Origin of the sequence: Kitasatospora sp. NBC_01560 (assembly GCF_045208415.1) — a bacterium.
Taxonomy (GTDB): domain Bacteria; phylum Actinomycetota; class Actinomycetes; order Streptomycetales; family Streptomycetaceae; genus Kitasatospora.
The window spans coordinates 190,484-213,310 of the sequence record NZ_CP109364.1; the positions used below are offsets into that span (position 1 = coordinate 190,484).

The 22,827-nt window shown below is 73.6% G+C and carries 17 protein-coding genes and 1 pseudogene; 7 read left to right on the forward strand and 11 right to left on the reverse strand.

Annotation, left to right across the window (positions count from 1 at the left end; genetic code table 11):
- Positions 1 to 212: 212 nt before the first annotated feature.
- Positions 213 to 509: a hypothetical protein gene (locus OH807_RS00890; protein ID WP_406192419.1), complete on the forward strand. Its 297-nt coding sequence runs from the start codon at positions 213 to 215 to the stop codon at positions 507 to 509.
- Positions 510 to 697: 188 nt separating this feature from the next.
- On the opposite strand, the pseudogene OH807_RS00895 reads toward OH807_RS00890, so the two are convergent.
- Positions 698 to 826: pseudogene (locus OH807_RS00895) on the reverse strand (HU family DNA-binding protein); the annotation flags it as partial.
- Between the two features lie 74 nt (positions 827 to 900).
- Here OH807_RS00895 and OH807_RS00900 point away from each other — a divergent pair.
- From OH807_RS00900 to OH807_RS00915, 4 genes are all read left to right on the forward strand, one after another.
- Positions 901 to 1,230 carry a hypothetical protein gene (locus tag OH807_RS00900; RefSeq protein ID WP_406192422.1) on the forward strand — a complete coding sequence of 110 codons (330 nt, stop codon included), beginning with the start codon at positions 901 to 903 and terminating at the stop codon, positions 1,228 to 1,230.
- 124 nt (positions 1,231 to 1,354) lie between these two features.
- Positions 1,355 to 2,104 (forward strand): ABC transporter ATP-binding protein, encoded by a 750-nt coding sequence (locus OH807_RS00905; RefSeq protein WP_406192425.1) that lies wholly within the window; start codon positions 1,355 to 1,357, stop codon positions 2,102 to 2,104.
- Complete coding sequence (locus OH807_RS00910; RefSeq protein WP_406192428.1) at positions 2,101 to 3,801, forward strand: hypothetical protein; 1,701 nt, start codon at positions 2,101 to 2,103, stop codon at positions 3,799 to 3,801. The genes OH807_RS00905 and OH807_RS00910 overlap by 4 nt, the downstream gene beginning before the upstream one ends.
- A 230-nt stretch (positions 3,802 to 4,031) precedes the next feature.
- On the forward strand, positions 4,032 to 4,157 hold the full coding sequence (locus OH807_RS00915; protein ID WP_406192431.1) for a hypothetical protein: 126 nt from the start codon (positions 4,032 to 4,034) through the stop codon (positions 4,155 to 4,157).
- Positions 4,158 to 4,193: 36 nt separating this feature from the next.
- Here OH807_RS00915 and OH807_RS00920 read toward each other — a convergent pair whose 3' ends face one another.
- The 5 genes from OH807_RS00920 to OH807_RS00940 all read right to left on the reverse strand — a co-directional run bounded on the left by OH807_RS00920 (position 4,194) and on the right by OH807_RS00940 (position 9,650).
- The gene (locus OH807_RS00920) at positions 4,194 to 5,192 is read right to left on the reverse strand and encodes a hypothetical protein (protein WP_406192434.1); all 999 of its coding nucleotides are present in this window, start codon (positions 5,190 to 5,192) and stop codon (positions 4,194 to 4,196) included.
- A 382-nt stretch (positions 5,193 to 5,574) separates the two neighbouring features.
- Positions 5,575 to 6,759, reverse strand: a complete 1,185-nt coding sequence (locus tag OH807_RS00925) for a macrolide family glycosyltransferase (RefSeq protein ID WP_406192437.1) — start codon at positions 6,757 to 6,759, stop codon at positions 5,575 to 5,577.
- Positions 6,760 to 6,892: 133 nt separating this feature from the next.
- Positions 6,893 to 8,200, reverse strand: coding sequence for a hypothetical protein (locus OH807_RS00930; RefSeq protein ID WP_406192440.1), 1,308 nt, complete (start codon positions 8,198 to 8,200; stop codon positions 6,893 to 6,895).
- 303 nt (positions 8,201 to 8,503) lie between these two features.
- A complete protein-coding gene (locus OH807_RS00935) occupies positions 8,504 to 8,857 on the reverse strand; it encodes a helix-turn-helix transcriptional regulator (protein ID WP_406192443.1) in 354 nt (117 codons plus the stop codon).
- 31 nt (positions 8,858 to 8,888) lie between these two features.
- Entirely contained in the window at positions 8,889 to 9,650 is a 762-nt protein-coding gene (locus OH807_RS00940) for a thioesterase II family protein (protein ID WP_406192446.1), read from the reverse strand.
- A 600-nt stretch (positions 9,651 to 10,250) separates the two neighbouring features.
- Between OH807_RS00940 and OH807_RS00945 the strand changes: the two genes are divergently transcribed.
- Both OH807_RS00945 and OH807_RS00950 read left to right on the forward strand, forming a co-directional pair.
- A complete protein-coding gene (locus OH807_RS00945) occupies positions 10,251 to 12,176 on the forward strand; it encodes a BTAD domain-containing putative transcriptional regulator (protein WP_406192449.1) in 1,926 nt (641 codons plus the stop codon).
- 112 nt (positions 12,177 to 12,288) lie between these two features.
- Positions 12,289 to 12,951 (forward strand): class I SAM-dependent methyltransferase, encoded by a 663-nt coding sequence (locus tag OH807_RS00950; protein WP_406192452.1) that lies wholly within the window; start codon positions 12,289 to 12,291, stop codon positions 12,949 to 12,951.
- Positions 12,952 to 12,992: 41 nt separating this feature from the next.
- Here OH807_RS00950 and OH807_RS00955 read toward each other — a convergent pair whose 3' ends face one another.
- From OH807_RS00955 to OH807_RS00975, 5 genes are read right to left on the reverse strand one after another with little or no spacing between them, the layout of a single operon-like run.
- A complete protein-coding gene (locus OH807_RS00955) occupies positions 12,993 to 14,093 on the reverse strand; it encodes an HAD-IIIC family phosphatase (protein ID WP_406192455.1) in 1,101 nt (366 codons plus the stop codon).
- A gap of 35 nt (positions 14,094 to 14,128) precedes the next feature.
- Complete coding sequence (locus OH807_RS00960) at positions 14,129 to 15,244, reverse strand: acyl-CoA dehydrogenase family protein (RefSeq protein ID WP_406192458.1); 1,116 nt, start codon at positions 15,242 to 15,244, stop codon at positions 14,129 to 14,131.
- Positions 15,237 to 15,518 (reverse strand): acyl carrier protein, encoded by a 282-nt coding sequence (locus OH807_RS00965; protein WP_406192461.1) that lies wholly within the window; start codon positions 15,516 to 15,518, stop codon positions 15,237 to 15,239. The genes OH807_RS00960 and OH807_RS00965 overlap by 8 nt, the downstream gene beginning before the upstream one ends.
- A gap of 28 nt (positions 15,519 to 15,546) precedes the next feature.
- Positions 15,547 to 16,416, reverse strand: coding sequence for a 3-hydroxyacyl-CoA dehydrogenase family protein (locus tag OH807_RS00970; RefSeq protein WP_406192464.1), 870 nt, complete (start codon positions 16,414 to 16,416; stop codon positions 15,547 to 15,549).
- A gap of 17 nt (positions 16,417 to 16,433) precedes the next feature.
- Positions 16,434 to 22,817 (reverse strand): type I polyketide synthase, encoded by a 6,384-nt coding sequence (locus tag OH807_RS00975; protein WP_406192468.1) that lies wholly within the window; start codon positions 22,815 to 22,817, stop codon positions 16,434 to 16,436.
- Positions 22,818 to 22,827 lie beyond the last annotated feature (10 nt).

Genomic DNA, 22,827 nt, shown 5'->3' on the forward strand with positions numbered 1-22,827 from the left:
CGCCAGCTCGTTCATCGACAACGACACCTACTGACCCCGGCCCGGGCCCCGGCCCCGCCCCTGGCCCCGGTCAGGGGCCCGGCCGGGGTCCTGACCGGAAAGGGAACCGCTTCGACGCCGGCCCCGGGACACAGCGCCTGCGGGTAGACCGATCCGGCAGCGCCCGCCGGACCATTGGCGTGAAAGGGGTGGGAGGGTGCAGGGTGTCACCTATGTCCGAACGCCGCGACCGCCGCCGTCTCCACGCCCGTGCCCGCGCTCTCGGCGTACCTGTCGAGCAGGCCCGACGCCGGACCTCCCTCCGCCGGCCCGCGCCGCCGACCGCGGAGCCCGCGTGGCCGCAAACCGCCCTGCCCGACCGGGACGAAGCCCCTGCCGCGTTCCGGGCACTGCCTCCGGCACCGGTGATGTGCTGCACCGTCTCCCGCGACCGGCACGTCACCGACGGCGGGACCGTGGTCTTCCTGACCCTCCACACGCCCGACTGCCCGATCTGGTCCGCCCGCTGACAGCACGGCCCCGACCGGACCGGCTCGCCACAACGCGGCGACCGGCCGACCACCGCGACACCGGACACAGGAGCTCGGCGGCCCGGCGGACCTGTGCTGCGTGAGTTGCGAGGGCGCCCCCGCTTGCTGCGCGGCCCCGCCCCGCCGGGCCGGGGCCGTGCAGCACAGCAGTGGCTGACGAAGTCCTTGAGCGCCTTACCGGCGCGGAACATCACCACCGTGTGCCCCGCGATCTGCCTGGTCTCCCCGGTCGCCGGGTTCCGGCCGGTACCGGCCGCGCGATCCCCCGCCGAGAAGTAGCCGACATCGCCCAGCCGTACGGACGCATCGACCTGGGAGGACTCCGCAGGCGGTCCGCCGACTCCACAGGTGCCCTGCTAGCGTCCCGTTCATGAAGATCACGGGGCGGCGGCGGATTGCCGTAGAGGCCGGCGGTGCGCTGGTGGTGCTGGGTGCGATTGTCGGCGCGGTCGTCACGTTCGCCGGAGACCCGAAGCCGCCGGCCGGACCGACCGAGGGCAGCCCCGAGTGGATTCAGGCGTACGACGCGAAGGTGAAGCGGTCCGCCGACCTCGGCCGGGTGCACGGCATTCTCATCCGGAGCCGCGCCCAGGAGGTCACCGACGTGCTGTGCGCGGTGGAGTGGGGCAAGCTCACCGACGAGCAGCGCCGGGGCCTGGACGAGTCCGCGTTCGCCGGCGGCTGCCGGATGAGTCCGTGACCTGATCAGGCGGACCGCGGGTTCACGCAACTTCGCCCGAAGAAGCTGCCTGCCACCCTCACCCGGGTAACCGCCGACGGATCGGTAGTGTGGCCGGACACCCCGTTGAGAGGCGCCCTCCCCCATGGCCAAGAACGCCGCCGAACCACGTGCCGCAGCCCGCAAGCCCCTGCTGCAGCTGACCGGCGTCAGCCGCTCGTACGACGAGCGGGAGGTGCTGCACCCGATGAGCCTGTCGCTGGCCGCCGGAGAGTGCGTGGCTCTGCTCGGACACAACGGATCGGGCAAGTCGACCCTGCTCAGGGTCGCGGCCGGACGCGACGCGCCCAGCAAGGGCACCGTGGTCTTCGACGGCATCACGATGGACGAGAACGACCCCCGGGTCCGGGCCCGGGTGGCGGTGGTCGGCGACACCGTCGCCTGCTACCCCGACCTGACCGTCCGCGAACACCTGCTCCTGGTCGCGGTCGCGCACGGGGTCGCCGATGCGCCCGACTGGGTCTCCCAGGTACTGACCGACCGGATGCTCACCGCACGGGCCGAAGCACTGCCCTCGGCCCTCTCCTCGGGACAGATGCAGGCCCTGTTGCTGGCCTGCGCGCTGGTGCGCCCGCGCGATCTGCTGCTGCTGGACGAGCCCGAGCAGCGGCTGGACCCCGACGCCCGCCGACACCTCGCCGATCTGCTCAAGGCAGAACTGGCCGACGGTGTCGCGGTACTGCTCGTCACCCACCACACCGACCTCGCCCTGGACGTGGCCGACCGGGTGGTGGTGCTGGAGGACGGCAAGATCCTGAAGCAGGGCGCGACCCGCAAGGTGCTGGCGGCGGATCTCGCAGCCCGCACCGCTGCAGGCTCGGCGAGTGCCCGGTGACCACCACCCTCCCGGAAACCGACCCCGGCCCCGCCGTCGAAGCCTGGACGGACGACGACGACTGGACCGACGAGACACTCGCCCTGCTCCGCGCCCTGCGCGCGCCCCACCGACGCAACCGCGCCAAGTCGGTCGGCTTCGCCGTCTACTGCGTGGTACTCATCCTGATCATCTGGGGCGGCGTGCCAAGCCTCGGCCTGTTCCTCCAGGCATCCATGGGCGCCGACTACACCGGCCACGGCGGCGATCTGCTCGCCGCCATGCCCGCCGGCATCACCGCGATCGGGCTGCTCACCTTCCTCCTGCTGGTCAGGGACGGCCTGTGGCGCGGCCCGGTGGTGCCACCCCGGGCGGCGACCGACTGGCTGCTTGTCCACCCCGTCCGGCCCCGACCGGTTCTCCGCCCGTGGTTCTGGCTGTCCTGCGCCGTGGCCGCCTTCCCCGGCCTGGTGGCGGCGGTCGGCGGCATGATCGCGCTCGGGCTGACCGTTCGGGTCGGCCTCCCGGCCGCGCTCGGCTGGTGCCTGCTCGGCGGGCTCTGCCTGCCGCTGCTGGCCACCAGCGCCGCGCTGGTGGTGGAGCGCAGCGACCGCGCAGCCCACTGGGTGCGCCGCCTCACTCCGTGTCTGACACTGCTGATCATCGCGCTGGCCGGGCAGAGCGCACTGGCCGTCGCCGGACACCCGGTGCACTGGCTGGAACTGGTCGAAATGTGGTCGGGACCGTGGGGCTGGGCCGCGATCGCCGCACTGGCGCCGACCCCGGCCGCCGTGGCGGGCAACTGGGTGGCCGCCGCGCTCCTGCTGGTGTCCACCGGTGGCGCCCTGGTACTCGCCGACCGGGCCGCACCAACGGTGCCACTGGCCCGACTGCGGGAACGGGCCAGGACGGCCGCCGGGGTGCTGGCCGCGCTCCGGACGGTCGAGCTGCGCAGCGCACGACTGGCAGTGAACAGCGCCAACCGCAGCGCCCGGCAACGCCGGGTCCGGCTGCCGGCGCCGCGGCGCGCCTGGCTGGTGGTCCCGTGGCGCGACACCCTCGCCCTGCTGCGCTCCCCCGCCCGGCTGGGTCGCGCGGTGGTGCTGGCGGTGCCGGCCCTGCTCTGCGCCGTACTCGCGCACAGCGCCACGGGCGGGTTGTCCTGGCTGGCCACCGCCGTCGCCCTGGTGTTCGGCTACCTGGCCGTCGCACAGTTCCTGGAACCGGCCCGGATCGAGACGGACGACGTCCGACGGGCCTCCTGGTCGCCCTATCCGTTCGCCGCTCTGATGCTGCGCCATGCCATCGTTCCGACGCTGGCCGGGGTTCTGCTCGGGCTGGCCTGTACCGGGGCGTTGCTGGCAACGGGTACGGGCCCGGCAGCCTGGCTCGCACCGGCCGCCGCACCGGCACTGGTCGCGGCCGGGCTGGTGAACGCCTGCCGTGGGGTCCTGCGCAAGGACCTGATGTTCTCCCCGGCCCAGGGCGCGGGCGGCGGGACAGGCCCAGTGCTGTTCGCCGCCTGGTACGCAGCCGGGCCCGCCGTTGGCGTGGCCGCGCTGACGCCGATGTTCTCCTCCGCACTGCGCGGCGGAGCGAGCGTACCGGTCGGCAAAGCCGCCCTGATGGCGGTGGTGGTTGCGGTCCTACTGCTGCGCTGGGCCCAGGCCAGGGCAGCGAAGATGAGCAGGGGACATGCCAAGCCAACGATCCGATGACCGGAGAGACATGGCCTCCTGGTACTCCAGCCGAACTTCTCCATTTCCGCTGGTCAACGGCCTAGGGGTGGGAGTGGGAGTGGGAGTGTAGCGGGCGGATGATCTGTCAGGGGCGGTCTTCATGAGACCGCCCCTCGATCGTCTGCAAGCGGTGTTGGTAGTGGCAACGCCGGGGCAGCCTCCGGCCGTGATCAATGAGTTGGAAGCCCAGCGGTGGGACCGTGAGCTCGATGATCTCTTCCTCCGCGTTGGCGTTCACCTCGGCCGCGTGGAGCCGCGCCGTCGGATGCGCGACTACGTCCGTGGTAGGCGATCTCGTCGGGCTCGCCTTCCTGGCGGCCGAGGCGGACGCGTGACCGCGGCGGGCGTGCCGCGCCGGGCACGGCCGGGCGTCAGTCCAGCAGGGTTCGCAGGTACATCCCGATGTAGAGGAAGAGCAGGGCGAGGGAGCCGAGGTAGAGCAGCGCTGTCGCACCCTCGCGGCCCGTTGCCGTGCCGGCCAGGTAGGGCAGCGCGGCGAGCAGGACGCCGCTCACCACCACCGCGTGCACCGTCTGGGCCACCGGTCGCCAGGCGACGTCGTCGAGCCCGTCCTCCTCCGCGGCACAGCCCAGCGTGACCACGAACGCGAGGACCAGGACCATGCCGATCGCCAGCGCGGGCAGGTCGGCGCGGGTCAGTCCCCACTCCCGGTCGAGGTAGCGCGACATCTTGATCTCGTAGTGCACCCTGCCGCCCAACTCCGGTGCGGAGGGCGCCCAGAGCACCTCGACCTTGTCGTCCGGCTCCGGCTCCCGCGGCGTGTACGCGCCCTCGGCCCGGACGGTGCCGCCGCCGGGGAGGGCCAGTGTCAGCTTCGAGAAGTAGCCGATGGTCGACCCTTCGCTGGTGTTCTCGACGACGTCGTGCGCCTCCACCACCGTGGCGACGGAGACCGCGGCCCCGGCGCGGACCACCGAGCGGACCGTCTCGGACTCGTTCGCCTGCGCGAACCCCGCCAGGGCCGCGCAGGCGAACGGGAGCAGCAGCCAGACCGCCGACTGACGGACGTACACCCACCAGCGGCTCCCGAAGTCGAACGGACTGCGGCTCCGGTACTTCCTGCGGCTCCGGTCACGGGCCCGGAGCCGGCCGGGCCGCACGGCCTTGAGCAGCGAGACGGTCCTGCGGCGGGCCGCCAGGCCCGACACCCAGGAGTACTCCTCGTCCGACCACCAGACCCAGAGCGCGACGACCCGGAGCCAGAGCAGACCGCCCGCCACCCAGACGGCGGTGACCGGCCCGCCCCCGTACGGGGCGGCACCGCCGGGCAGCCCGGCCGTCCACAGGACCACCACCGCCATCGCGGCGTACGCGAGCGCTGCGGATGCACGAACAGACCAGGTCAGCACGGTGTCCCCCCGAACGATCAACGATCGGGCCGAGTATCCCAGCCGCCCCGCCCCAGGACGGAGGCGGGGCCGGCTCGTGGGCGGCGCAGCAGCCGGTGCCCGTACCCGGGCTGCCGGTCGGGGAAACGATTCCCGCACCGTGGTCGATCTCACCGTGGCGGAGATCCGGCGGCTCCTGGCAGTCACCCGTCGTTGCCACTGTCAACGCCGCCTGCACACGATCGAGGGGCGGTCCCCATGGAGACCGCCCCTGACAGATCGTCCGCCCGCCGCACTCTCCACTCCCGGGCCGTTGGCAGCGGGAGTGGAGAAGTCCTGCTGGAGTACTGGGCGGCCGTTGATCGTTCCGCTTCTCGTCGGGGACGCCGGCCCTGTGGTGGGATCAGGTCGTGCGCTTCAGGTAGGCCTCGATCTCGTCGGCGGCGCGGGTGGCACCGCCGGCTTCCCGGGTGAGCCGCTGCGCCTCGATGCCCCGCTCCCGCACGGCCGCGTCGGCGGCCACCTCGGTGATCGCGGCCCGCAGCAGGCTCACGTCGGCCTCCGCCGGCAGCAGTGTCCGGCCGAGGCCGAGCTCGGCCACCCGCGCGGTGTTGGCTGCGACGTCCGGCCAGGACGGTATTCCGAGGATCGGGCAGCCGGTGTCCAGGGCCTCCATCACACCGCCCACGCCGCCGTGGGTGATCACCAGCCGAGCGTGCCGGAGCACCGCCAGGTGCGAGACCCAGCGGTGGACCTCGACGTTGTCCGGCAGCGGGCCGAGGTCGGCCGGGTCCATCCCCCCGCCGACCGAGATGACGGCGTGCCAGGGCAGCTCGGCGAAGGCGTCCACGCACAGCCGGAAGAACTCCGGATGCCTGTTGTGCACCGTCCCCATCGAGACCAGCGCCACCGGCAGGCCGCTCGCCGGGGGCTGCCACTCCCCCAGGAAGGAGCGGTCCGCGAGGCACGGCCCGACGAAGGCGAAGCGCTCGTCGAAGCTCTCGCCGTGCGGCTGGAAGAACCGCGGCACGTAGACGAGGTTGAGGCCCTCGGTGCGCAGCATGAACTCCTGCACCGGCTCTTCGACGCCGTGCGAGGCCAGCAACTCGACCATCCGGCCCCCGAATTCGACCACCACCTCCTCGGTGAGCGGGACCGCGCCGTCCGCCTCCATCATCTGCTGCACGAAGGAGTAGGTGTCGTTGGAGGCGAAGAACGGCGTCGACTGGACGGCCGGGATCCCCCAGGTGTGGGCCAGTACCCGGCCGGCCTGGAAGGCCACGGCGTCGTAGACCACCGCGTCGGGCCTGGCGTCGCCGAACCGCTCCTGGACCGCGCGCAGGATGGCGATGTTCTCGTCCAGGAAGATCAGCGGGGTGCGCCCGTTCTCGGGACCGCCCACGCTCTCCAGCGGCTGGGTGGAGTCGTAGCGCAGGTGTTCGGCGCCGACCTCGGCCAGGGCCTGGGCGAAGTCGTCGACGGCCGCGTAGGTGACCCGGTGCCCTCGGCGTACCAGTTCACCGACGACCGCCAGCGTGGGGAAGACATGGCCGTGGGTCGGGATGTTGACCATCAGGATGTGGCTCACTGCTACTCCGTCGGTATCGGGAAGAGGAATGAGGGAGTGGAACGAGAGCGGGGAACGAGGAAGTGGAACGAGGGAGGAGGGAGGCAAGCAGCGCGCCGGGGGGAGGGAGAAGGGGCGCGGCGGGCGGCGCGGCTCAGCTGGGGTCCTGGTCCGGACCGGCCGCGGACTGCTGCTCGAACTGCTGCTCGGCGGCCCGCCGGGCGGCCGCGATCTCCTCGGCGCTCAGCTGCCGGCGCGGGATCCAGGGGGGGACGGTGCCCTCCTCGTTGCGGCCTTTGTCGAGGATCGCCAGGTTGTGGTAGAAGTGCGCGCCGGCCAGCGTCCGGTCGGTCCCGCTCGGGCGGTGTGCGGACGGCGGCTCGTGCTCCTCGTGGTTGAGGCCGTCGAGCAGCTGCTTGAGGAAGCCCATGCTGGTGGTCGGGTCGCCGAGCCGCTCCGAACTGCCGCCGTAGCCCGGCCAGTAGGAGGTCTGCAGGTCTTCGATCACATAGAGCCCGCCCGGGACCACGTGCGGGAAGAGCGCACCGAAGGCGGCGATGACGTCCGGGCAGTAGTGGCTGCCGTCGTCGATGACGATGTCGATCGGCCCGATCCGCTCGGCCAGCGCGGTGAGGAAGGCCGGGTCCGCCTGGTCGCCCCGGACGGTGTGGATCCGCTGCTCGCGCAGCGCCGTCTTGTCGTAGACGTCGACCCCGTAGACGAGGCCCCGCCGGAAGAAGCGCTTCCACATCCGCAGCGAGCCGCCGCCGGCCGCCGGGTCGGCGTAGCCGCCGATCCCCAGCTCCAGGACGGTGAGCGGCCGGTCCCGCAGCGGGGCGAAGTGCCGGGCGTAGTGATCGGTGTAGTAGTGCAGCCCCCACTTGTCCGAACCGTGGCGCAGCGACAACTCGGCCAGGTCGAGCGGCTGTTCCGCCAAGCCGCGGAGCACCTGCTGGACGACCGGGAAGGCCGCCAGCGCGGGCATCAGCCGAGCCGGGTCCTCGATGCCGTGCCAGGTGATCACGGGCGTGCGGTGGCCTGCGGTGTGCCGGGCGCCGAAGACGGCGCGGGCCAGGTCGAGCAGGTCCAGCTCGACGGTGGCGTTGGGCTCGTCGGCCGGCCCGGTGCGGTGCTCGGCCTTGGGGCCGGTCAGCAGGTGGTGCCGGAGCACCTGGCCGTCGAAGGCGAGCTCGAACTGCACCACCACGGCCGCGGCGGCGGGTTGCTCGCTCAGGTCGGCCCGGCTGAGCAGTTCGTCCACCAGGTCGGCGGCCGTCTGCTCGGCGCCCGCCGACCTGATCACCACCGCGAGCTGCTCCTCGGGCCCGTCCGCCGCCAGGATCAGGGCGCGGATCCGGCGCAGGTCGGCCTCGTGCGGGTCCGGGTCGTGGTCCGACGGGCTGTTCACGTGCCGGCCGTTCTCGTGCTGTCCGTTCTCGTGCTGTCCGGTGAGGGCAGTCATGCGTGAGCCTTTCCACGAGGGAGTCGGGAGGACGGGCATCGGTGTGAAAGGAGGGGTTGGTGGTGCGGCCCGGACGCAGTGCGGCAGAAGTGGGCCCGACAACACAATGCCGCAGAATCCGGCGTTCGACCGGACGCGCGGGAACCCGTCTCGTGGCGCGATATCGATACGATATCCAGGCCTGGGAAAATATCCGGCAGCATATCGTCTGCGTCGGTTCCCCACCGTCGGAAATGATTTCTTTTCGGCCCGCCCTCCGGGAGGGGCCTACGAGGGCGAGGGAACAGCGCGCCCCGCCCGCTTCTAGGACTCGAGGAATTCCGGGAGGACGCGGGGTGGCCATGCCCCGACGCTCAGCACTCCGAGGGAGTGCGCCCGGGAGACCAGAGCGGGCCGGTTCGCGGCCTGGAAACGGCGCATCAGCAGCCCGATGCGGTACTCGATGCCCTGCCGGCTCAGGTAGAGCAATGCCGCCAGTTGGACGGTCGAGGTGCCGACCGCGACACCTTCCAGGATGCGGGCGTCCACGGCGGTCAGCCGCCGGACGCCCGCGCCGACGGCCGGGCCCCCGCCTGCCGGACGGGCGTAGCCGGCGGGCCCGGTCCGCGGCGGCCGCCGCGTGGACGTGATCTCCTCCGAGGTCGCTGACGGTGTCACTCCTGGCCCCCCTTCCCTGTCGTCGGTGCTCTCAGGTGCGCAGTGTGCCGGCAAGGTGGTCGCGGAGCATGCCGGTCACCTCGTCCGCCCGGCTGCTGAGGTAGAAGTGCCCGCCGGGAAAGACCTTGAGGTCGAACGCGGCCGTCGTGCGGTCGCGCCAGTGCCCGGCCTCGGCAACCGGTGTCCAGGGGTCCTGGTCCCCGACCACGGCGGTGACCGGGCAGGTGACCGCGGCGTCGTGGTCGGCCCGGTAGGTCCCCAGGGCCCGGTAGTCGCCGCGCAGCGCGGGCAGCACCATCCCCAGCAGTTCCTGGTCCTCCAGGAGCCGGGCGTCGGTGCCGCTCATGGCCCTGACCTCGGCCAGGATGCCCTCGTCGTCGAGTGGGTGGGAGGGCCCGGGCCCGTCCGCGGAAGGCCCCTTGCGGCCGGAGACGAAGAGGTGGTCGATCCGGCCTCCCGCGCGCTCGATCCGCCGGGCCACCTCGAAGGCGACGAGCGCGCCCATGCTGTGCCCGAAGAGGGTCAGGGGGAGGTCGTCCCAGCGGCGCAGCGCTTCGGACACCTCGTCGGCCATGCGGTGCAGGTCCTGGACGCCGGGTTCCTCCCGGCGGTCCTGCCTGCCGGGGTACTGCACGGCCAGGACGTCGACCGGGCCGCACAGTGCGGCGGACACGGGGAAGTAGTAACTCGCCGAGCCGCCGGCGTGCGGAAAGCAGACCAGTCGGCGTGCGGCCGTCGGCGAGGGATGGAAGCGACGGCACCACAGGTCGCTGTCCAAGGAGAGGGAGGTCATGTCGGCCTTTCATTCCTTTCTCGAATCCGCGCGGTGCCGGCGGGCAGGGTGTGGTGACCACGTGGGACATCCTCCGCACCGGCGGGCCGCCTGTACGCGGTAATACGGGGAGCTCCGATCGACGGTGACCGGCGGCGATCGGCGAGTCACGGACAGCGCATATGACAGCCTGCCATGCCACTCGGAATGTCAGCAAGTGCGCATCGGTACGAATCCGGCCACTCACGTCCGGGTTCAATTCCGGCCGTCGCTTCGGTGAATGGTGAGAGCGTTGCGGCGCGGGGCAATCCTGTGGGATTTACTCGGCTCCGGCCCGACAGCGACGGTCCGGCAGGACGTGCACCGCGGATCCGGCCGAGGAGGCGACGGCACCCCATGGCGGGTCACGGGGTCGGCGGCGGTGCAGTGGCGGGCGGCTTCACCGGCCGGCGGGCCGTGACGGGCGGCCCGGTCGTGACCGCCGTGACGGTACCGCGCAGCGTAAACCCGGCATGAGCATAAGACCTGCGCTCTAGGAATACACCTAGATACGACAGGACCGCGTTGACCCGTACATGGTCACCCAAGAGGCTGGAGGCAGTCTTGCCCACCGGTCGTACGATGAAGAGGACTCCCCCCTTGAACTTCCTGTTGCTGGGCCCGCTTTCCGTCCGGCTGAACGCGTGTGAAGTGCACGTGTCGGCGCCGAGGCAGCGCGTGGTCATGGCAGCGCTCCTCCTCAACGCCAACCGGGTGATCTCGGTCGACCGGATCGCCGAGTACGTCTGGGACGGCGCGCCGCCGCCGAGTGCCGCCGCGACCGTCCGCACCTATGTGATGCGCCTGCGGCAGTCGCTGGGCAAGTGCGCCTCCGCCCGGATCCTCACCCGGGCGCCCGGCTACCTCCTCGAACTCGGCGAGCACGAGAGCGATCTCGGCCAGTTCACGGCCCACCGCCGGCGCGCGGCGGAGCTCGCCGAGCGCGGAGACCTGGAGGGCTCCTCCGCCGAGCTGGCCGGGGCGCTCGCCCTGTGGCGCGAGGAGCCGCTGGCGGACATCCCGTCGCAGACGCTGCGCGATGTGGAGGGCCGCTACCTCCAGGAGCTTCGCCTGCAGACCATGGAGTTGCGGTTCGACACGGAGCTGGCACTGCTGCGGCACGCCGAGGTCGTGCCGGAACTGGTGCGGCTGGTGCGGAAGCACCCCCTGCGGGAGGCCCTGGTGGGCAAGTTGATGCTGGCGCTGTTCCGCTCGGGACGGCAGTCGGAGGCCCTGGACCTCTACCGGCGTACCCGGGTGCTGCTCGTCGAGCAGCTCGGCGCCGAGCCGAGCGCCGAGCTGCGCGAGGTCCACGGGCACATCCTCTCGGCCCACGACCGGCCCCACGACCGGCCCCACGACCGGCCCCGTACGCCCGACCCGCTGGAGCAGCCCGCGACATCCCCGGTGGTGGCCGTCGCGCCGGCGCCGACCGCTGCCTGGGAGAGGTCCTGCTGGCCGAGTCCGGCGCAGCTTCCCTCGGTGCCGCTGCCCCTGTCGGCCCGCTCCGGTGCGCTGGCGCGGCTCCAGCACTTCCTCACGACCGGCACGATGCCCGCGGGCATGGTGGCGACAGCGGTGGTGACGGGCCGGGGCGGTGTCGGCAAGAGCGCGCTGGCCCTGCACGCGGCACACGCCGTACGCGGCTCCTCGGCGCACGGCCAGCTGTATGCGGATCTCGGCGGAGCCGCCCGGCCGCTGACCGCCCGGGCGGTGCTGCCACGGTTCCTGGCGGACCTCGGTGTGCCCCGGGACAAGATCCCCGAGGGGGAGTCGGAGCGGGAGAGCCTCTACCGCTCGCTCACCGCGGGCCGCCGTCTGCTGGTGGTGCTCGACAACGCCTCCAGCACCGCACAGGTGCGGCCGCTGATACCGGGCAGCGGGGGCAGCAGACTACTGGTGACCAGCCGACGGCGGCTGGCCGATCTGGAGGGGGCGCACACCCTCCGGATCGGCCCGCTGGACGAGGCCGGGTCGCTGGAGCTGCTGGGCAGCATCGTCGGCCCGGCCAGGATCGGTGCCGAACCGCGGGCGGCCCGTTCGGTGCTGACGGTCTGCGCCGGCCTGCCGCTGGCGATCCGGATCGCGGGGACCCGGCTGCTGGAGCGCCCGCACTGGAGCATCGGGCACTTCGCCCGGCGGCTCACGGAGGCCCCGCGGCTGCTGGACGAACTGTGCGCGGGCGACCTCGGTGTCCGGCCCTGCCTCGACGCCGACCACGCCGGGCTCCGCCGGACGACTCCGGCCGGGGTCGACCCGGCCGAGGTGTTCACCGCGCTGGGGGCTGCCGGTGCGTGCTCGGTCTCCAGCAGTCGGGTCGCGGTGATGTTCGGCTGCTCCGCGGCGCAGGCCGAGGAGGCCCTGGACGCCCTGGTCGAGGCGAATCTGCTGGGTGCGCCGGCGGAGGACAGCTACCGGCTGGACCCGCTGCTGCGGGCGTACGCCCGCGAGCGGGCGCAGGCGGCGGCCGTGGAGCAGCACGGTCACCCGTACATGCGCGCCGGGTGACCGTCCTGACCGTCCCGGCGGCCCGGTCCCCCTTCGACCCGCTCCTTTTCGACCCGCTCCTTTTCGACCCGATCTCCTTCGACCCGATCTCCTTCGAGAGGACCCCCTCGCCATGGCCGGTCAGACAGCAGCCACCCACGACCTGCTCGCCTACGTCCGGGAGGTCTCCCTCCGTGACGACGATCTCCTCAGGGAGCTGCGGGAGACCACCGCGGACCTGCCGGGCGGGACCGCCATGCAGGTGATGGCAGAGGAGGGCCAACTGCTCGCCCTGCTCGTCGGGTTGACGGGGGCACGGGCGGTGCTGGAGATCGGCACCTTCACCGGCTACAGCACCCTGTGCATGGCCCGCGCACTCCCGGCCGACGGGGTGCTGGTGTCCTGCGACATCGACGAGCGGTGGCCGGCCGTCGGCGCCGACTTCTGGAAGCGGGACGGGGTCGACTCGCGGATCGACCTGCGGATCGGCGATGCCGCCGCGACCCTGGACGCGCTGCTGGCGGAGCGCGGGCCGGAGAGCTTCGACCTGGTGTTCATCGACGCCGACAAGACCAACTACGTCCGCTACTACGAGACTTCGCTGGAGCTGCTGCGCGCCGGCGGTCTGATCGTGGTCGACAACACGCTCTTCTTCGGCCGGGTCGCCGATCCGGCCGCCGTGGACCCGGAGACCGCCGGGGTCCGGGCTCTGAACCGGCTGCTGCACGAGGACCCCCGGGTGGAGCTGTCGCTGCTGGTGATGGCCGACGGGATCACACTCGTCCGCAAGCGCTGACCGCGGCGGCCGGAGCCCGGGAGCGCCGGCCGCCGCGGCGGTCACGACGTTCCCGGGCTCCCTTCCGGCACGTCCAGCCCGGGTGCGTCCACGCTCATGACGGTGGACACCACGCGCGGGCCGGGGACGAGGTGCAGGCGCTGGAGTCCGGTGTCCTCCGGAGCCGGTGCGAGGACGGCGGCGCAGGGGCACGGGGCTTCGTCCAGGCCCTCGAAGCCCGCGAACCGGTAGGCGATCTCCATCATCCGGTTGCGTTCGGTCGCCCGGAAGTCCGCGACCAGGTGGACTCCGGACCGGGCGGCGGCGTCGGCCAGCCAGTTCAGCAGGGTCGCGCCGGCGCCGTAGGCGACGACCCGGCAGGAGGTGGCGAGCAGCTTGAGGTGCCACAGGCCCGGGTGCCGCTCCAGCAGCAGGACGCCGACCGCGCCGTGCGGGCCGAACCGGTCGGTGAGGGTGACCACCAGGACCTCGTGCCGCGGGTCGGTGATCAGGCCGCGCAGCACCGCGTCCGGGTAGTGGACCCCGGTCGCGTTCATCTGGCTGGTGCGAAGGGTGAGTTCCTCGACCCGGGACAGCTCCTCACCGGTGGCCCGGCCGATGCGCATCCGCAGGTCCAGGGAGCGCAGGAACTCCTCGTCGGGGCCGGTGGCGGCCGCCCGCTCGGCCTCGCGGCGGAAGCCCGCCTGGTACATCCGGCGGCGCCGCCGGGAGTCGACGGTGCTGGTCGCGGGGGTGAACTCGGCGAGTTCGGGGAGGGTGAGGACCTGCTCGGCCGGGTAGCACCGCACGTCGGGCAGGTGGAAGGCCACTTCGGCGCGTTCGGCGGGCCGGTCGTCGACGAAGGCGACGGTCGTGAGCGCGAAGTTCAGCCGGTCGGCGATCCGGCGCACCGACTCGGACTTGGCGCCCCACCCGATCTCCGGCAGGACGAAGTACTCGGCCACGCCGAATGCCTCCAGCCGGGCCCAGGCGTGCTCGTGGTCGTTGCGGCTGGCGACGGACTGGAGGATGCCGCGGGAGTCGAGCTCGATCACCACCTTGCGCACCTCGTCCGGCAGGTGCACCTCGCCGTCCTCCAGCAGGGTGCCCTGCCAGAGGGTGTCGTCCAGGTCCCAGACCAGGCACTTGACGGTCTCAGCCATGTCGTCCTTCCTCGTCCCGTCGGCCGCGGGCCCGTTCACCGTGCCCCCGGAGCGGAGAGGGCGTGCTGTGCCAGCATCAGCCGGCACAGCTCGTTGCTGCCCTCGATGATCTCCATCAGCTTCGCGTCCCGGTACGCCCGGGCCACCGCGTGCCCGTCCCGGGATCCGGCCGAGGCCAGTACCTGGACGGCCGTCGCCGCGCCCCGGGCGGCCTGGTTCGCGCTGACGTGCTTGGCCAGTACGGTGGCCACCACCTGGTCCGGCGACCCTTCGTCCCAGCAGCGGCTGGCGTGCTCGCAGACCCGCGCGGCCACCTGCTCGGCCGTGTAGAGGTCGGCGAGGTGCCCGGCGACGAGCTGGTGCTCCGCGAGCGGTCTGCCGAACTGCTCCCGTCCGGCGGCGTGCGTGGTGGCCGCCGCCAGACAGGCCCGCAGGATGCCCACACACCCCCAGGCGACGGACATCCGGCCGTAGGCCAGCGCGGTCGTCACCAGCAGGGCGGGCGGCAGGCCGTGACCGCCCAGGACGCTGTCGGCCGGCAGCCGGACCCCGTCGAGGTGTACGTCCGCGTGCCCGGCCGCGCGGCAGCCGAGCGGGTCGGCGATCCGCTCGATCCGGACGCCGGGCGTGTCGGCGGGCACCACGACGGCCACCGCGCCGTCCTCGTAGCGGCCGACGACGACCAGCAGGTCGGCGTAGTGGGCGGCGGTCACCCACTTCTTGTGTCCGTCGACGACGACCGAGTCGCCGTCGCGGCGGACGGTCGTCGTCATCGCCGCGAGGTCGCTGCCGGCGCCGGGCTCGCTGAAGCCGACCGCCGCCAGTCCGCCACCGGTCAGCCGGGGAAGGTGGGTGGCCGCCTGCTCGGCGGTGCCCAGGCGCTGGATGGTCCATGCGGCCATGCCCTGGGAGGTCATCACGCTGCGCAGCGAGCTGCACAGGCCTCCCACGTGGGCGGTGTACGCGCCGCTGTGCATGCTGCTGAGCCCCCAGCCGCCGTACTGCTCCGGGACTTCGGCGCACAACCGGCCCTCGGCGCCCAGTTCGCGGAGCAGGTCCGGCGGGATGAGGCCGCTGCGGTCCCACTCCCCCGCGAGGTCGCCGACCCGCAGGGTGACGGAGGTCATGGCGCCGCTCAGGTCCTCACCCATGCCGGCCTCCGGCGGCGGGCACCCGGAGCCGGTCCACCAGCTCCGCCATCCGCCGTACGGTGCGGAAGTTGTCCAGCCGCAGGTCCGCGCCGCGGACGGTGATGGCGTAGGTCTTCTCCACGTGCATCACCACCTGCATGGCGAACAGGGACGACAGGCCGCCGGCGTCGAACAGGTCGGTGTCGGCGTCCCAGGCGGTTCCGGTGTGTCCTTCCAGGAATCCCAGCAGTTCCTTCTCCAGGTCGTGGGTGTTGGGCGTGTTCGCCGTGGTCATGGCTGTCTCCTCGGGGGTGATCAGGTGATCAGGTGTAGTCGTAGAAGCCGCGCCCGGACTTGCGGCCCAGCCGGCCCTCGCGGACCAGCCGGAGCAGCAGTTCGGTGGGGCGGCAGCCGTCGTCGCCGGTGCGCTCGTGGAGCACGGTGAGGGAGTCGACGAGGTTGTCGATGCCGATCAGGTCCGCGGTGCGCAGCGGGCCGGTGGGGTGTCCCAGACAGCCCTGCATCAGGGCGTCGACGTCCTCGGCGGCCGCCGTGCCCTGCTCCACGACCCGGGCCGCGTCGTTGATCATCGGGTGCAGGATGCGGCTGGTCACGAAGCCGGGTGCGTCCCGGACGACCACCGCCCGCCGCCGCAGTGCCGTGAGCAGGGCCGCCACGTCGGCCATCGCGGGGTCCCCGGTCCTTGCGCCGCGGACCACTTCGGCGGTTCCGATCAGGTAGGGCGGGTTCATGAAGTGCGTGCCGACCAGTTCCTCCGGCCGCTCCAGGGCGCCGGCCAGTTCGTCGACGGGGATGGAGGAGGTGTTGGTGATCAGCAGGGTTCCGGGCCGGACGAGTCCGGAGACCTCGGACAGGACGGCGGCCTTGATCGCGGCGTTCTCGGTGACCGCCTCGACGACGGCGGTGGCTCCGGCGGCGGCCTTGAGCGAGGTGCCGGTGGCCAGGGTGCCGAGGGGCGTCCCGGCGGGCAGGGCGCCCATCAGCTCGGCCAGCCGGAGTTCGCCGTCGATCAGGTCCGCGGCCCGGTCGAGCCGTTCCCGGTCGATGTCGACCAGGTGGACCGGCAGGCCGTGTCCGAGGGCGAGGACGGTGATGCCGACACCCATCACCCCGGCTCCCAGCACGGTGAGGGCGTGTCGCGCGGGGGGATCGTCGTACGGGGCCGTGGTCAACGGGTTCTCCTTCGTCTTCACAGGTCGTCGGTGGTGCGGAGGGTGGTGCCGAGCCAGTCGGCGACGGCGTCGCCGGTGGTCGCGACATGCTGTTCCATGATCGAGAAGTGGTCTCCGGGAACGTCGACGACGGTGTCCGCACCGGCCCAGGACGAGCGCCAGTCACCGGCTTCGGCGGACGGGCGGCCGAGCGGAGTGGAGGCGCGGACCAGCAGCAGCGGGGCGCGGACCGCCGGGGGCGTCCAGTCGTCGAGCAGACGGAAGTAGCCGCCCATCGCGGTCAGCCTGGTCCCGTCCATCGGGGCCGCCCGGTCCTCGCGGGCGAACATGCCACCCAGCAGGACGTCGTTGAACTGGGTGATGCCCTGGTTGTCGGAGAGGTAGGTGTCCAGCAGCACCACGGCCGCCGGGCCCTCGCCGCGCTGCTCCAGCGAGGCGGCCACCGCGTGGGCGAGCGTGCCGCCGGAGGAGGAGCCGGCCAGGACGAGCGTCCGGCCGGGCAGTTCCCGGAGCAGTGTCGTCGCGTGGAAGTCCAGCAGGGCCGGCATGTCGGCGGGCAGTTCCTCCTCGGGGGTGAATCCGGGGGCGTCCAGGGCGGCGACGGCGTAGCGGTCCCGGAAGCGGGAGGCGAAGCGGGCGTACTGGTGGGCGCCGCCGAGGGCGACGATCGAGCCGAAGCAGACGAGCACGGGGGCGTCGGCGCGCTCGTTCAGGCGCAGCAGCCGCGGGCCGGTGCCGGCGGCCGCGAGGTCGCCACCGCTGTGGAAGGCCGGGCGCAGGGCGGAGGCGTTCTTGAGCAGGGCGATGCCCTCGTCGATCCGGCCGAGTGCGCAGGCCCGGCGGAACAGCACGCTCACCGGGTCGGTGTCGGTGGCGTCGGTGCCGGACCCGGCGGCTCCGGCACCGGCTCCGATTCCGGTTGCGGTTGCGGGTGCCGTTCCGGGCCGGGGGGTGTCCTCCGTCCGGGCCTCGGTGGCGAGGCGCGCCGCGAGCGCGGCGGGGGTGCCGCTGTCGAAGACGGCGGAGGGCCGTAGCCGCAGTCCGGTGGCGGCGGCCAGCCGGTTGCGGAGCTCGACCGCGGTCAGCGAGTCGAATCCGACGGAGAGGAAGGGTGCCGTCGCGGACAGTGCCCCGGCGTCGGTGTGGCCGAGGACTTCGGCGGCCTGGGCGAGGACGAGTTCGCGCAGGACCAGCTCGCGTTCCTGCGCGTCGGCGGCGGTGTCGAGCCGGTGCCGCAGCGCTGCGGCGGCGGTCGGCGTCCCCTTCGCTCCGGTCGTCGCGGTCGGGCTGCGCCGGACCAGGGTGCGCAGCATCGGGTGCACCGGGCCGTTGCCGCGCACGGTGAGGTCGAGGTGGGCCAGGACGACGGGGCTCCCGTCCCCCGGCGGGGCGGCGTCCGCGGCGCACACGGCGTCCAGCAGGGCCATGGCCTCCTCGTCGGAGAGGCCGCGAGCGCCGCGGCGGTCGATGCGCCGCCGGTCGGGGCCGCCGAGCTCGGCCGTCATCCCGCTCACCCGCTCCCAGGGCCCCCAGGCCAGGGACAGGCCGGGGAGCCCGAGCCGCCGGCGTTCCGCGACGAGGGCGTCGAGCGCGGCGTTGGCGGCCGAGTAGGACGCCTGGCCGGGGCTGCCCAGCACGCCCGCGGCGGAGGAGAAGACGACGAACGCGGAGAGGTCCGCTCCGCGCGTCAGCTGGTCGAGGTGGCGGGCGGCGTCGACCTTGGGCCGCAGGACGGCGGTCATCCGCTCCCTCGTCAGCCCGTCCAGCAGACCGTCGTCGAGCACTCCGGCGGTGTGGACCACGGCGCACAGCGGATGGCGTTCGGGGACGGCCGCCAGGGCGGCGGCCAGGGCCGGACGGTCGGACACGTCACAGCCGACGGCGACCAGTTCGGCTCCGGCCTCGGCCAGCTCCGCCGTCAGCTCCGGCATGCCGGGGGCGTCGGCGCCGCGGCGGCTCAGCACGAGGAGGTGGCGTACGCCGTGCGCGGCGACCAGATGGCGCGCCAGGACGGCCGCGAGCGCGCCGCCGCCGCTCACCAGTACCGTCCCCTCGGACGGCCCGAACGGGTGGGCCGACCGGGTCGCTGTCGGGGACACGGGGGCGGTGGCCGTGGTGGCCGTGATGACCGGCGGCCGTATCAGTCGGGGCGCGTACAGGACGCCGCCGCGCAGGGCCGCCTGCGGCTCGCCCGTGGCGAGGAGGTCGGCGAGCGCGTCGCCGAGACCGTCCGGCTCCGGCCCTTCGGTGTCCAGCAGCACGAATCGGTCGGGGTGTTCGAGCTGAGCGGCCCTGAGCATGCCCCAGACGGCCGCCGCTGCGTGGTCCACCGGCTGCGGGTGCGCGCCGAGCGGGCCGGTCGCACCCCGGGTGAGCACCACCAGGGGCGTCCGGGCGGCGGTGTCGTCGGCCAGGTGGGCCTGGAGCCGGTCCAGGACGCCGGACGCGATCGCGTGCACCGCCGCAGCGGGGGCGTCCGTGGTCACGGTGTCCGCGGTCACGGTGTCGGCGGACGGGGGGCAGGTCAGCAGCATCACGTCGGGTGTCCCGGACGGGGGTTCGACGGGGAAGCCCGCCGGCAGCAGCCGCTCGTCCCGCGGGCCGAGGAGGCCCCAGCGGGTGACCGGGCGCGGGCCGGGCCCGGCGGTGACCGGCGTCCACCCGACGTGGAAGACGGAGCCGGAGGACGCCCGCAGTGCGGCGGTGGACGCCGTGCGCAGGGTGAGCGAGCCGACCGTCGCCACGGTACGCCCCGAGGGGTCGGTGATCCGCGCGGCGACGGCGTCGGGGCCGTCGGGGCGCAGCCGGACGCGCAGGACCGGCGCGTCGGAGGTTTCGATCGCGACGCGCTGCCAGGAGAACGGCAGGGGGACGCCGTCGGCGGCCTCCGCGGTCGCGGCGCCTTCGCGCAGTCCGGTCGTCTGGAGGGCGGCGTCCAGGAGCGCCGGGTGCACGGCGAAACCGTCCGGTCCGGTGCCGGGGAGGCCGTCGGGCAGGGCCACTTCGGCGTGGATCGCGTCCGTGGTGCGCCAGGCGGCGCGCAGGCCCCGGAACGCCGGGCCGTAGGCGACGCCCCGGGCCTCCAGCAGCCCGTACAGTTCCTCCACGTCCAGGGGGACCGCGTCGGGTGGGGGCCACGCGCCGGCCGGTTCGGTCGTGTCGTCCCGGTCGGCCGAGAGGTCCCGGGGGCCGACCGTGCCGGTGGCGTGCCGGGTCCAGGGCCGGTCGGCGGCGCCGGAGGCGGCCTCGGGCCGGGAGTGGAACTCCACCGGGCGCCGCCCCGTACCGTCCTCGGCACCCACCCGTACGCGCAGTTGTACGGCGTGGTCGTCGGCGGCGTCACCGGGCAGCAGCAGCGGGGCGGCGAGGGTCAGTTCCTCCACGAGGGCGCAGCCGAGGCGGCGGCCCACGTACGCGGCGAGCTCCACGAGGGCCGCGCCGGGCAGGATCACGGCTCCGGCCACGGCGTGGTCGACGAGCCAGGGGTGTGTGGCCGGGGAGAGCCGGCCGGTGAAGAGGGTGCCCGCGTCGTCGGGCAGTTCGACCGCGGCGCCGAGCAGCGGGTGGTCCACGGCGGACTGACCGACGGCCGCCTGGTCCGGGCCGGCCGACCGGGCGTCGAGCCAGTAGCGGCGACGCTGGAAGGCGTAGGTGGGCAGGTCCACGCGCTGGGCGCCGGTTCCCTCGAACAGCCGCTCCCAGTCGACGCGCAGGCCCCGGACGTGTGCCTCGGCGAGGGCGAGCTGGAGCCGGCGGAGCCCTCCGGCCCCGCGCCGCAGGGTGTCGAGCACCAGCGTCTCCGGGGCGCCCGCGTCGGCGGCCGTGTCCTCGATCCAGTACATCAGGGCGGGCTGGGGGCTGGACTCGATGAAGACGCGGTGCCCGTCCGCGAGGAGCGCGCGGGTCGCCCGCTCGAACTCGACGGTCCGGCGGAGGTTGCGGTACCAGTACTCGGCGTCCAGGGCCTTCGTGTCCAGCAGGCCGCCGGTCACGCTGGAGTAGTACGGCACGGCACCCGGGAGGGGGGTGATGCCGTCCAGGTCGGACAGCAGGCGCTCGCGGATCTCCTCCACCTGTGAGGAGTGCGACGCGTAGTCGACCTCGATCGGACGCGCCCACACCCCTTCCTCCAGGAGTTCCTCCACCAGTGCCGTGACCGCGTCCGCGTCGCCCGAGACCACCGTCGACGACGGGCCGTTCACCGCCGCCACCGACAACCGGCCCGCCCACCCGGCAAGGCGCTCGGCCACCACGTCGACCGGCAGGGGAACCGATGCCATGCCGCCACGGCCCGCCAGCACCGCCACCGCGCGGGAGCGCAGCGCGACCACCCGGGCACCGTCGTCGAGGCTCAGGCCGCCCGCCACCACGGCCGCGGCGATCTCACCCTGGGAGTGACCGACCACCGCGTCCGGGACGACGCCGAACGCGCGCCACACCTCCGCCAGCGACACCATCACCGCCCACAGCACCGGCTGCACCACATCGACCCGCGCGAGCAGGGCCTCCGAGCCCAGCGCCTCCGCCAACGACCAGTCGACGTAGGGCGCCAGCGCCCGCTCGCACTCCGCCATCCGTTCCGCGAACACCGCCGATTCGGCCAGCAGTTCCGCGGCCATCCCCACCCACTGCGAACCCTGGCCCGGGAACACCAGCACCGAACGGCCCGGGAGCAGCCCACCGCCGGCCGGCACGCCCGCCGAGCCCGCGCCCCGCGACAGGGCGGCGACACCGGCCAGCAGCTCGCCCCGGTCCGCCCCCACCACCACCGCACGCTCCGCGAACCGCGAACGCCCCACGGCCAGCGAATGACCGACGTCCACCACGCTCAGGCCCGGTTCCGCCACCACCCGCTCGTGCAGCGCCGCCGCCTGGGCGCGCAGTGCCTCCGGCGTACGCGCCGACAGGATCCAGGCGACGGCGGCGGGCACCGTTTCCGGCGTGCCGGGCCGGTCGACCGGCTCGTCGGTGACGGCCGTTGCGTCGGCCGGGGCGGTGGCGTGCACAGGGCCGGTGGGGGCCTGTTCGAGGATGACGTGGGCGTTGGTCCCGCTGGCGCCGAAGGAGGACACCCCGGCCCGGCGCGGCCGTCCCGTTTCCGGCCAGGGGGTGGCCTCGGTGAGCAGGGAGACGGCTCCCTCCGTCCAGTCGACGCGGGGCGAGGGGCGGTCGACGTGCAGGGTGCGCGGCATCACGCCGTGCCGCATCGCGAGCACCGACTTGATCACCCCGCCGACGCCCGCGGCGGCCTGGGTGTGGGACAGGTTGGACTTCAGCGATCCCAGCCGCAGCGGCCGCCCGGCGGGCCGGTCCTGCCCGTACGTGGCCAGCAGCGCCTGGGCCTCGATGGGGTCACCGAGGGTGGTGCCGGTGCCGTGCGCCTCCACCATGTCCACCTCGGCCGGGGCGAGTCCGGCACGGGCGAGCGCCCCGCTGATGACGCGCTGCTGCGCGGGCCCGTTCGGGGCGGTCAGCCCGTTGCTGGCGCCGTCCTGGTTGACGGCCGAGCCACGGATGACGGCCAGGACGGGGTGCCCCGCGCGCTGGGCGTCCGAGAGCCGTTCCAGCAGGAGCAGGCCCAGGCCCTCCCCGAACCCGGCTCCGTCCGCCGCGGACGAGAAGGACTTGCTGCGCCCGTCGGGTGCCAGGCCGCGCTGGCGGCTGAAGCCGACGTACAGGCCGGGGGTGGACATCACGGTCACCCCGCCGGCCAGGGCAAGGGTGGTGTCGCCGGAGCGCAGCCCCTGGCAGGCGAGGTGGACGGCGACCAGGGAGGACGAGCAGGCGGTGTCCAGGGTGACCGCCGGGCCTTCCAGGCCCAGGGTGTAGGCGACCCGGCCGGAGGCGACGCTGGGGATGGTGCCGGTGCCGAGGAAGCCTTCGACTTCCTCGGGCACCCGGCCGAGCCGGGACCCGTATTCGCTGTAGATCACTCCGGTGTAGACGCCGGTGCGGCTGCCGCGCAGGGTCGTCGGGTCGATGCCCGCGCGTTCCACCGCTTCCCAGGACGCCTCCAGCAGCAGCCGCTGCTGCGGGTCCATGGCCAGGGCCTCGCGCGGGGAGATGCCGAAGAAGCCGGGGTCGAAGCCGGTCGCATCGTGGAGGAAGCCGCCTTCACGGACGTAGAAGGTGCCGGGGGCGTCGGGGTCGGCGTCGAAGCCGCCCTCGACGTCCCAGCCGCGGTCGGCGGGGAACGGCGAGACCGCGTCGCGTTCCTTGACCAGCAGTTCCCACAGGTCTTCCGGGGTGCGCACGCCGCCGGGGTAGCGGCAACTCATCGCCACGATGGCGATGGGCTCGGCGGAGTCGTCGCGGAGCCGTCGGTTCTCCTGCCGCAGGCGCTGGTTGTCCAGCAGCGAGGCGCGCAGGGCGGCGACCACCTGGTCCGTGTCGGTGGGCATGGGGTTGGGC

Coding starts and splice junctions, on each gene's coding strand:
- OH807_RS00890 (WP_406192419.1), top strand. CDS start 213: ATGTCCGAACGCCGCGACCGCCGCCGTCTCCACGCCCGTGCCCGCGCT.
- OH807_RS00900 (WP_406192422.1), top strand. CDS start 901: ATGAAGATCACGGGGCGGCGGCGGATTGCCGTAGAGGCCGGCGGTGCG.
- OH807_RS00905 (WP_406192425.1), top strand. CDS start 1,355: ATGGCCAAGAACGCCGCCGAACCACGTGCCGCAGCCCGCAAGCCCCTG.
- OH807_RS00915 (WP_406192431.1), top strand. CDS start 4,032: ATGATCTCTTCCTCCGCGTTGGCGTTCACCTCGGCCGCGTGGAGCCGC.
- OH807_RS00930 (WP_406192440.1), bottom strand. CDS start 8,200: ATGACTGCCCTCACCGGACAGCACGAGAACGGACAGCACGAGAACGGC.
- OH807_RS00940 (WP_406192446.1), bottom strand. CDS start 9,650: ATGACCTCCCTCTCCTTGGACAGCGACCTGTGGTGCCGTCGCTTCCAT.
- OH807_RS00945 (WP_406192449.1), top strand. CDS start 10,251: ATGAAGAGGACTCCCCCCTTGAACTTCCTGTTGCTGGGCCCGCTTTCC.
- OH807_RS00950 (WP_406192452.1), top strand. CDS start 12,289: ATGGCCGGTCAGACAGCAGCCACCCACGACCTGCTCGCCTACGTCCGG.
- OH807_RS00955 (WP_406192455.1), bottom strand. CDS start 14,093: ATGGCTGAGACCGTCAAGTGCCTGGTCTGGGACCTGGACGACACCCTC.
- OH807_RS00960 (WP_406192458.1), bottom strand. CDS start 15,244: ATGGGTGAGGACCTGAGCGGCGCCATGACCTCCGTCACCCTGCGGGTC.
- OH807_RS00965 (WP_406192461.1), bottom strand. CDS start 15,518: ATGACCACGGCGAACACGCCCAACACCCACGACCTGGAGAAGGAACTG.
- OH807_RS00975 (WP_406192468.1), bottom strand. CDS start 22,817: ATGCCCACCGACACGGACCAGGTGGTCGCCGCCCTGCGCGCCTCGCTG.